Genomic DNA, 9,078 nt, shown 5'->3' on the forward strand with positions numbered 1-9,078 from the left:
AAATCGAAAAACGGAGTTTATGATGAAAAATAGAAATTTGTGGTTAACAATTTTTTCACTTTCGGCTATGGTAACTCTGATTGGATTAGGATTTACTGCCTATAATCATTTTGTATTCCATCAACCTTTTATGAATCGGACGACAAAAGGGTTGCTTTCGGCCTTTTTCCTAAGTCTTGTCATGGTTGCGATTAGCTTGTCCAAATCAAACGATAAGAAGTGATGATTGATCATTTACATGAATTAATCAACTGTGCAGGAGCAGGACGATGAAGCGTTTCTAAACAATGGCGCTTCTGTCCTGCTCTCTTTTTTCTCTTCTTAAAATTTGTGATACAATGAAGAGAAAGCATTTCAATGAATACTAGGTTTGATGTGGTTTTAGTGGCTCATTGTATAAACCTGAGATGAGAAAGTTGGAATGTTAGAGAAGTGTGAGAATGTAAAAGGTACCATCAAGATGCTAGGGAGAGGCCTTTGACAAGTGCAAGAGAAATAGGAAGAGAAGATGATGAAGAATTGGAAGGATCTCTTAAAGAGATGGAGCGAGCTTGGGAAAGATATCCTCAGGATGCTCAACGACTGGCTTGATATTGGCTTGGGAAAGGTGACCGCTTTTCGCCTGACCAACGAACAGTTTGTCTATGGTTTGCTGATTACAGTATTTGCGGCAGCAAATCTGGTCTTGTGGGTTCAAAAATGGAATGGTTTTCCCATTACAGCGCTAGAAATGCCGGAAGTCGTTGAAAAGCAAGAAGAAGTTCATCCGGATCAGTTACCTCATACGGCTCGGATCATGGCAAATGGAGATCAACTCTATCATGACTTGATTTATATGAGTGCCGCCAAGGAAGATGGAAGCTATGATTTTTCTGAGAATTATCACTATGCTCAGGAATGGTTGAAGCAAGGGGATCTGGTCTTGGGGGATTTTGAAGGGACCATTAATTCGGATTATGGGCTTTCGGGCTATCCGATTTTCAATGCCCCTGGGGAGGTAGTTGCTTCGATTAAGGAGGCAGGTTATCAGGTGATGGATCTGGGACATAACCATATCCTCGATTCTGGCTTGGAAGGGCTGTTTTCGACTGCCAAGGCCTTTGAAGACGCGGGGATCCAAACGATTGGTGTCTACCCACATGAGACGAGAGATCAAGCCCCTATCCTGATCAAGGAGGTAAATGGAATCAAGATTGCGATCTTGGCCTACTCCTACGGGTTTAATGGGATGGAATATAATCTAGAACAAGAGGACTATGACAACCGTCTATCGGATCTCAATGAGGAGCGGATGCGTCAAGAAATCCAAAAAGCTGAGATGGAAGCAGACATGACCATTGTCATGCCTCAGATGGGGAATGAATATGAGTTAGAACCGACAGAGGAACAAAAGGAGCTATACCATAAGATGATTTCTTGGGGGGCGGATATCGTCTTGGGTGGTCATCCTCATGTCGTCCAGCCTGCTGAGATTGTGGATAAGGATGGGCAACAGAAATTGATTGTTTATTCTATGGGGAATTTCCTTTCCAACCAGCGCATGGAAACCATGGAAGGGATAGACAATGCGCAATGGACCGAACGGGGTGTCCTGATGGATATAACCATTGAGAAGGTAGGGCGCAAGACACGGATTAAAACGGCTACAGCTCATCCTACTTGGGTCAGCCGGACTCCAAAGGACAGTTATTCTCCTGAAGGCTATGAACTCTATCATTTCCAGACCTATATCTTGGAGGACTGGATTGAAGGAGGCAAGTATCGGGACCAATTGGATGATGAAACAAAGGCGCGTGTTGATACAGCCTATCAAGAAGTGAAGGAACGTGTGAATCTGAATTGGCAGTAGGAAGGGGCGAATGTAGGAATGGATAAACTTGGATGGTTACCAATTGGATTTGTTGGACTGATCATCATTATGGTTCTAACAAATTGGATATCAACGATTCGTCTGAGAAAAAAATTAGCCAAGGCTTGGGAGGGAAAACCTTTTTTTATAAAAAATGATAGTGAAGAGAGTTTAGTGGAAACGATGCTTTTGGCATCTACACTCCAGCCAACGGATAGTCAAGTAGATGGTCAAACTTGGCATGATTTAGACATGCATAGAGTATTTGATCAGCTAAACTATACACAGTCTAGTATAGGGGCTGAGGCCTTGTATCAGAAGATGCGTTTGATAAACTTTCAACCAGATGCATCTTTGCAGGAGTTAGAAGATTTCTTTGAACATCACCCGGATCTTCGTCTGAAGGTTCAGGTTGTTATGAACCAGTTAGGAAAAAAGAACCACAATATGGCTAGAAGTATTGTGGCGAATCCAGGGAAGCAAGATTCGAGGATCTATCTTTCTCTCTATCTTTTTTTAGCGTGTTTGCCAGTCCTCTCTCTTTTCTTTCTTCCGTTTTTTCAAATTCAAGCCATGTCAGTCTTGATAGCGAGTGTGACGTTTAATATCATTTTTTCGAGCATTCGGAATTGGTCGAATAAAATGCGCTTGGATCAAGTTAGTTACCTGGTTCGCATCTTTGCTTCAGCGGAAAAGCTGAGCCGTCTAGCGCTACCAAAACAAGAAGCCTTCAAACAGGCTGTCCAACCATTTAAGAAGACGAAAGTCATTTCCAGCATCTTACAAAGTCCAACAGGAAGCTCCGAGATGGAAATTATCCTGATTTATCTTAATTTTCTTTTCTTAATTCCGCAGATTGCCCAAATCTATATCTACCAGCAAGTGAGGACTCATCAGAAAGAAGCTCAGGGAACAATCAATCTTTTGGGGGAATTGGAAGTAGCCATCAGCCTTCTACGCCATAAGCGTGATGGTAATTTGGTTTGTCATCCCAATTTTAAGGAAGAAGCTGGGATTAAAGGAAAGGGGATCTACCATCCTTTACTAGCGGATCCGGTTGCTAATGACGTCACTTTTGAAAAAAATATGGTGATCAGTGGAGATAATGCCTCCGGAAAATCCACTTATTTGAAAATGGTAGCCATTAACTGTATTTTAGCGCAGGGCTTGGGCTTCGCTTATGGTGACAGTTTGGAGCTTTCTTATGGACATGTCATGACCTCTATGGATGTCAGCGATGATATCGAGGTTGGAGATAGTTATTTTATTACAGAGAGTAAAACAATTCTCCGAATGATTGAGAGTCTGGAAAAGTCAGGTTTTCATTATTTCTTTATTGATGAACTCTTTAAGGGAACCAATACCATTGAGCGAATTGGGTCTGGCTTAGGGATTGTCCGCTGGCTATCGAGACACGATTGCTTGTATATGATTTCGAGTCATGATATTGAGCTAGTTGCAGCATCTGGTGCAGTAAATGATAATTATCATTTTGACAGTCGCTATGTTGACGGGAAAATCGTCTTTGATTATCAGATAAAGCAGGGAGCAGCAGTAACGAAGAATGCGGTCAATACATTAAAAAGCCTCTATTTTCCTTCGGAAATCACTCGAACTTCCCAAGAATTAATTGTACAATATGAAAAAACAGGGAAATGGTCTTTAAATAGAATGTTGAGTGATAAAGAGGAAGGTTGCTAGGTTGTATCAGATCTTCTGTTGAAAAACATTAAAAGCACATAAAACGCAAACTTCACTTGTGTTTCATGTGCTTTTATTATTTGTTCTATTGGTTAAAGACAAGCTTTTCGGTATTGGCTTGGAGTAACCTGATAGTATTTCTTGAACTGGCGATTAAAGTTTGAGAGGTTGTTGAAGCCGGATTGGCTCGCGATATCAATGATTGCCTGATCGGAATGCTGGAGGAGATGGGCTGCTTTTTTCAGTCGATATTGAATGATATACTCCATGCAAGAGAGCCCTAATTGTTTCTTAAAGAAATTCATGAAGTGGGTCGGGCTAAAATGGCACAGCTCTGCCAAATGCTCGATCATGAGCTCCTCTTGGTAATGGTTTGAAATATGGTCGAGGACCAAACGGATTTTTTCTTCTCTCCGGTAAGCGTCCGTTGAGAACTTCTTCTCGACGATATAGTTATGGGAGAAGAGGAGATAGAGGAGTTCATTGAGCTGGGATTTAAGTCGGAGTTCATAGAAGGGGCCTTGTTCTCTTCCGTTTGCCATACAGGTTAAGAGGCTCTGTTTGATTTCTTCGTAACCGGGTGATTGGGCTTGAATGCGTCGGACGAATTCAAAATCCCCATTGTAGAGGGGTTGTAAATATTTTAGAGTGGCGATATTTTTATGGGTAATCCCAATCAGGTCCAGATTAAAATGCAGGACATCCATAGTATGAGAAGAACTCTGGATGGGGTGGATGGAGTGGAGGGCATTGGGGCGGATCAAAATAATATCACCAGGCTGACTATTAAAATATTCATAGTCGATATGGAACTGAGCAGTCCCTTCATTGACATAAATAATCTCAATATCGGTGTGCCAGTGAAATAAGATATCTGGCTGTCCATTTTGGGTGCTAATCTGTTTGATTGAAAAAGGGAAATCGCTATTGGTAAAGGATGTTTGGCGGTATAAAGTCTTTGTGTTCATGCCTACCTCTTAGATCTTTTTCGGGAGTAGCAGACGTTTTTACCAGGTGTGTGAAAGGGTCTGCTAGTTACTTCATACAGGGAAAATCTACTATCTATATTATAATAAAATTGGACCAAAAATTAAAGAGGATTCGATGGAATTTCTTAAATTTTAAGGAAGGAGGAGAGGGGCGATTTAAGGGAGAGAAGTCTCCAAAATGATGAGGGAATGGTGTATAATAGGGGAAAGATGGAAAGAGGTGGCAGTATGCTACAAATGATTGCGACAGATATGGATGGCACTCTGATGGACGAGCAAGGAGAAGTAGACCATGAGCGCTTGAGCCGTATTTTGGATCAGCTAGACCAAAGAGGGATTCCCTTTGTCATTGCGACAGGGAACGGCTATAGCCGTATGGCTCATGTATTGGGAGACTTGAAAGATCGCGTCACCTTGGTGCTGGCCAATGGGGCACGGATATTAGAGAAGGGAAAGCTCATCCGAGAGTGTAGCTGGCCGGAAGAGCTGGTGCAGGAGGTCTTGCAGTATCTAGAAGGCCGAGAAGAAGAACTCCATCTGGTCGTTAGTAGCTTATCGGGAGGCTATGCTAAGAAAGGAACAGAGTTTCCTCTTTTAGAGCAATTGATGACGCCTGAGTTAGCGGCTGCTTTTTACAAACGGATGCGCTTTGTGGATGATTTGGCCCATGAACATGGAGAGCAAGTTTTGAAACTAAGTGTCGTCACGGAGACTGAAAAAGTCGAAGCCTTTGTACAAGAGTTGAGAGAAAAGTTTGGAGAGCGCCTGCTTCCTGCAGCTAGTGGCTATGGGGCCATTGATATTCTGCAACCGGGTGTCAATAAGGCTACGGCCATTCAATTCTTAGAAGAACGCTGGGGCGTGGATGGTGGACACTTGATGGCATTTGGGGATAGCCAAAACGATGTCGAGATGCTTGAGTTAGCGACCTATTCCTATGCAATGGAAAATGCGGATCCCCATGCGCGACAAGCAGCCCGCTATACGGCACCTTCTCATCAGAATCATGGAGTCTACGAAGTCATCGAAGCTTATTTGGATGGAAGGCTCAGCTTCGACTAGGATCTTATCCTACCTTGCACAGTTTCTACTATACGAATCGAAAGGAGCCTTTATGGCTGTACAATTATTAGAAACCTGGCTGTTGAAAGAACAGGCAAAAATACAGAAGAATTACCGAGAACTGAATCAAAATCCTTTGAAGGAACCCGATATTCTTTTTATAGGAGACTCTATCGTCGAATACTATCCCCTTCAAGAGTTGCTGTTGACGGATCAATATATGGTGAACCGGGGGATTAGAGGCTACAAGACAGACCTCTTAAGAGAGCATCTAGATGCCCATATTTTCGGTCAAGCAGTGGATAAGGTTTTTTTGCTGATTGGAACTAATGACATTGGTAAGGAAATGCCCCTGTCGGAAACCATTGAAAACATGAGCATCATCTTGCAGGAGATGGTGCGACTCTTGCCCTTAGCGCAAATCAAACTCGTTTCGGTTCTTCCTGTGAATGAGGGAGAGCCCTACAAGGGGACAGTCTATATCCGGACCAATCAGAAGATTCAGACCTTGAACCAGGCCTACCACGAATTGGCCCAAGGGATGATAAATGTTGAATTTATCAATGTTTTTGATCATTTGCTTGGAGAAGATGGTCAGCTCAAACCGGCTTATACAACAGATGGACTTCATTTAACAATTGAAGGATACAGGGTCTTGAGTAAGGCTCTTCAAAGAGAAATATAACCCATCCTAGCTAGGAAAATGATTTTCTAGCTAGGATTTTTTAATGTCTTCTATAAAACAGTTTGGGGAAACACTCTATTTTGTACTAATTCTACAACAAGCAAAAACCTTGCCCTTATGCGGTTTGTGACTTCTGTTATAAAATAGTTGGCAGAAACAGAACAGATATTTGCTTTGTGTTATGTAATAGTTCCAGGCATTCAGTGAGCATATTCTTATACAAGGACAATAAAACGTGATAAATTGATATAGTAAAGTTATTTGAAACGTTTTCACTCTTTGTCGAATTCAGTTCAAAGACTGACAATTATTTTTATTGAAGGAGAGTTATATTTATGACTCAAGGAAAAATTACTGCATCTGCAGCAATGCTCAACGTATTGAAAACATGGGGCGTAGACACTATCTACGGTATCCCATCAGGAACACTTAGCTCACTTATGGACGCTTTGGCTGAAGACAAAGATATCCGTTTCTTGCAAGTTCGTCACGAAGAAACAGGTGCTCTTGCAGCGGTTATGCAAGCTAAATTTGGCGGATCTATCGGTGTTGCAGTTGGTTCAGGTGGACCAGGTGCAACTCACTTGATCAACGGTGTTTACGATGCAGCTATGGATAACACTCCATTCCTTGCTATCCTTGGATCACGTCCAGTTAACGAATTGAACATGGATGCCTTCCAAGAATTGAACCAAAACCCAATGTACAACGGTATCGCTGTTTACAACAAACGTGTAGCTTACGCTGAGCAATTGCCAAAAGTGATTGACGAAGCTTGCCGTGCTGCCGTTTCTAAAAAAGGTCCAGCTGTCGTTGAAATTCCAGTAAACTTTGGTTTCCAAGAAATCGACGAAAACTCATACTACGGATCAGGTTCTTACGAGCGTTCATTCATCGCTCCTGCTTTGAACGAAGTTGAAATTGACAAGGCTGTTGAAATTTTGAACAATGCTGAACGTCCAGTGATCTATGCTGGTTACGGTGGTGTTAAAGCTGGTGAAGTGATCACTGAATTGTCACGTAAAATCAAAGCACCAATCATCACAACTGGTAAAAACTTTGAAGCGTTCGAATGGAACTACGAAGGTTTGACAGGTTCTGCTTACCGTGTTGGTTGGAAACCAGCCAACGAAGTTGTCTTTGAAGCAGACACAGTTCTTTTCCTTGGTTCAAACTTCCCATTTGCTGAAGTATACGAAGCATTCAAGAACACTGAAAAATTCATCCAAGTCGATATCGACCCTTACAAACTTGGTAAACGTCATGCCCTAGACGCTTCAATCCTTGGTGATGCAGGTCAAGCAGCGAAAGCAATCCTTGATAAAGTGAATCCAGTTGAATCTACTCCATGGTGGCGTGCAAACGTTAAGAATAACCAAAACTGGCGTGATTACATGAACAAACTCGAAGGTAAAACTGAGGGTGAATTGCAATTGTATCAAGTTTACAATGCAATCAACAAACATGCTGATCAAGACGCTATCTATTCAATCGACGTAGGTGACACTACTCAAACATCAACTCGTCACCTTCACATGACACCTAAGAACATGTGGCGTACATCTCCACTCTTTGCGACAATGGGTATTGCCCTTCCTGGTGGTATCGCTGCTAAGAAAGACAATCCAGATCGCCAAGTATGGAACATCATGGGTGACGGTGCATTCAACATGTGCTACCCAGACGTTATCACAAACGTTCAATACGACCTTCCAGTTATCAACGTTGTCTTCTCAAATGGTAAATATGCCTTCATCAAGGACAAATACGAAGACACAAACAAACACTTGTTTGGTTGTGACTTCCCTAATGCTGACTATGCGAAAATCGCTGAAGCTCAAGGAGCTATTGGATTTACAGTTGACCGTATCGAAGACATCGACGCAGTCGTTGCTGAAGCTGTTAAATTGAACAAAGAAGGTAAAACTGTTGTTATCGATGCTCACATCACTCCACATCGTCCACTTCCAGTAGAAGTACTTGAGTTGGATCCAAAACAACACTCAGAAGAAGCTATTAAAGCCTTCAAAGAAAAATACGAAGCTGAAGAGCTTGTACCATTCCGCCTCTTCTTGGAAGAAGAAGGGTTGCAATCACGCGCAATCAAATAATCCTGCTCGTCGAAAATCAAATGTAAACTGCGTTATCTTCACCTTGCCGTACTCCAGTACTGTCTGCGGTTCTATGCCTTGTTTATACTTTGATTTTCTTAGAGCAGAACTTGAAAAGATCGGAGCTATCCGGTCTTTTTCTGGAGGATAGTAAATGAATTTAAATCAATTAGATATTATCGTTTCAAATGTTCCCCAAGTATGTGCTAGCTTGGAGCGTATCTTGGACAAAAAGGCGGACTATGTTGACCAAAGTTTTGCTCAGTTCACGATTGGCAGTCACTGTCTCATGTTATCCCAAAATCATTTGATTCCTTTGGAAAATTTTCAGTCAGGAATCATTCTACACATTGAAGTTGAAGATTTGGAACAGAATCAAAAGCGTGTGAAAGAATTAGGGATTGAGATTTTACATGGGCCAGTTGTAACTGATTGGGGAACCGAATCCCTGCTAGTAAGTGGCCCTGCTGGTCTAGTGATTGATTTTTATCGTATGAAATAGGAGGCGTGGTCATTTAACGTCAACCTTAGCTATTCTTAAAATAGAATTTGAGAAAATGAACTATAGAAAAGATCGGAGCCATCCGGTCTTTTTTATTAAAGACAAAATCTTCTTTGAAACTTTCCTTAGGTGAGTACGGACGTTAGGTGAAATTATCCAGTGGATGATTTCAGCAATCC

8 protein-coding genes are annotated in these 9,078 nt (G+C 41.9%); 7 read left to right on the forward strand and 1 reads right to left on the reverse strand.

Features of this window, described 5'->3' with window-relative positions:
• Positions 1 to 19: 19 nt before the first annotated feature.
• The 3 genes from ADH49_RS10335 to ADH49_RS01880 all read left to right on the forward strand — a co-directional run bounded on the left by ADH49_RS10335 (position 20) and on the right by ADH49_RS01880 (position 3,550).
• Entirely contained in the window at positions 20 to 223 is a 204-nt protein-coding gene (locus tag ADH49_RS10335; RefSeq protein ID WP_082160978.1) for a hypothetical protein, read from the forward strand.
• Between the two features lie 348 nt (positions 224 to 571).
• A complete protein-coding gene (locus ADH49_RS01875; RefSeq protein WP_238656566.1) occupies positions 572 to 1,849 on the forward strand; it encodes a CapA family protein in 1,278 nt (425 codons plus the stop codon).
• 18 nt (positions 1,850 to 1,867) lie between these two features.
• Entirely contained in the window at positions 1,868 to 3,550 is a 1,683-nt protein-coding gene (locus ADH49_RS01880; RefSeq protein ID WP_048688649.1) for a MutS-related protein, read from the forward strand.
• 92 nt (positions 3,551 to 3,642) lie between these two features.
• On the opposite strand, the gene ADH49_RS01885 is transcribed toward ADH49_RS01880, so the two are convergent.
• On the reverse strand, positions 3,643 to 4,518 hold the full coding sequence (locus ADH49_RS01885; protein WP_048688652.1) for an AraC family transcriptional regulator: 876 nt from the start codon (positions 4,516 to 4,518) through the stop codon (positions 3,643 to 3,645).
• Between the two features lie 249 nt (positions 4,519 to 4,767).
• Between ADH49_RS01885 and ADH49_RS01890 the strand changes: the two genes are divergently transcribed.
• The 4 genes from ADH49_RS01890 to ADH49_RS01905 all read left to right on the forward strand — a co-directional run bounded on the left by ADH49_RS01890 (position 4,768) and on the right by ADH49_RS01905 (position 8,899).
• Positions 4,768 to 5,601: a Cof-type HAD-IIB family hydrolase gene (locus ADH49_RS01890; protein WP_048688654.1), complete on the forward strand. Its 834-nt coding sequence runs from the start codon at positions 4,768 to 4,770 to the stop codon at positions 5,599 to 5,601.
• A 52-nt stretch (positions 5,602 to 5,653) separates the two neighbouring features.
• The gene (locus ADH49_RS01895; RefSeq protein ID WP_048688657.1) at positions 5,654 to 6,286 is read left to right on the forward strand and encodes an SGNH/GDSL hydrolase family protein; all 633 of its coding nucleotides are present in this window, start codon (positions 5,654 to 5,656) and stop codon (positions 6,284 to 6,286) included.
• Between the two features lie 335 nt (positions 6,287 to 6,621).
• The gene (gene spxB / locus ADH49_RS01900) at positions 6,622 to 8,397 is read left to right on the forward strand and encodes a pyruvate oxidase (RefSeq protein WP_048688661.1); all 1,776 of its coding nucleotides are present in this window, start codon (positions 6,622 to 6,624) and stop codon (positions 8,395 to 8,397) included.
• 154 nt (positions 8,398 to 8,551) lie between these two features.
• Complete coding sequence (locus ADH49_RS01905) at positions 8,552 to 8,899, forward strand: VOC family protein (RefSeq protein WP_048688664.1); 348 nt, start codon at positions 8,552 to 8,554, stop codon at positions 8,897 to 8,899.
• Positions 8,900 to 9,078 lie beyond the last annotated feature (179 nt).

It is taken from the genome of Streptococcus sp. 400_SSPC (assembly GCF_001072745.1).
Lineage (GTDB): Bacteria > Bacillota > Bacilli > Lactobacillales > Streptococcaceae > Streptococcus > Streptococcus xiaochunlingii.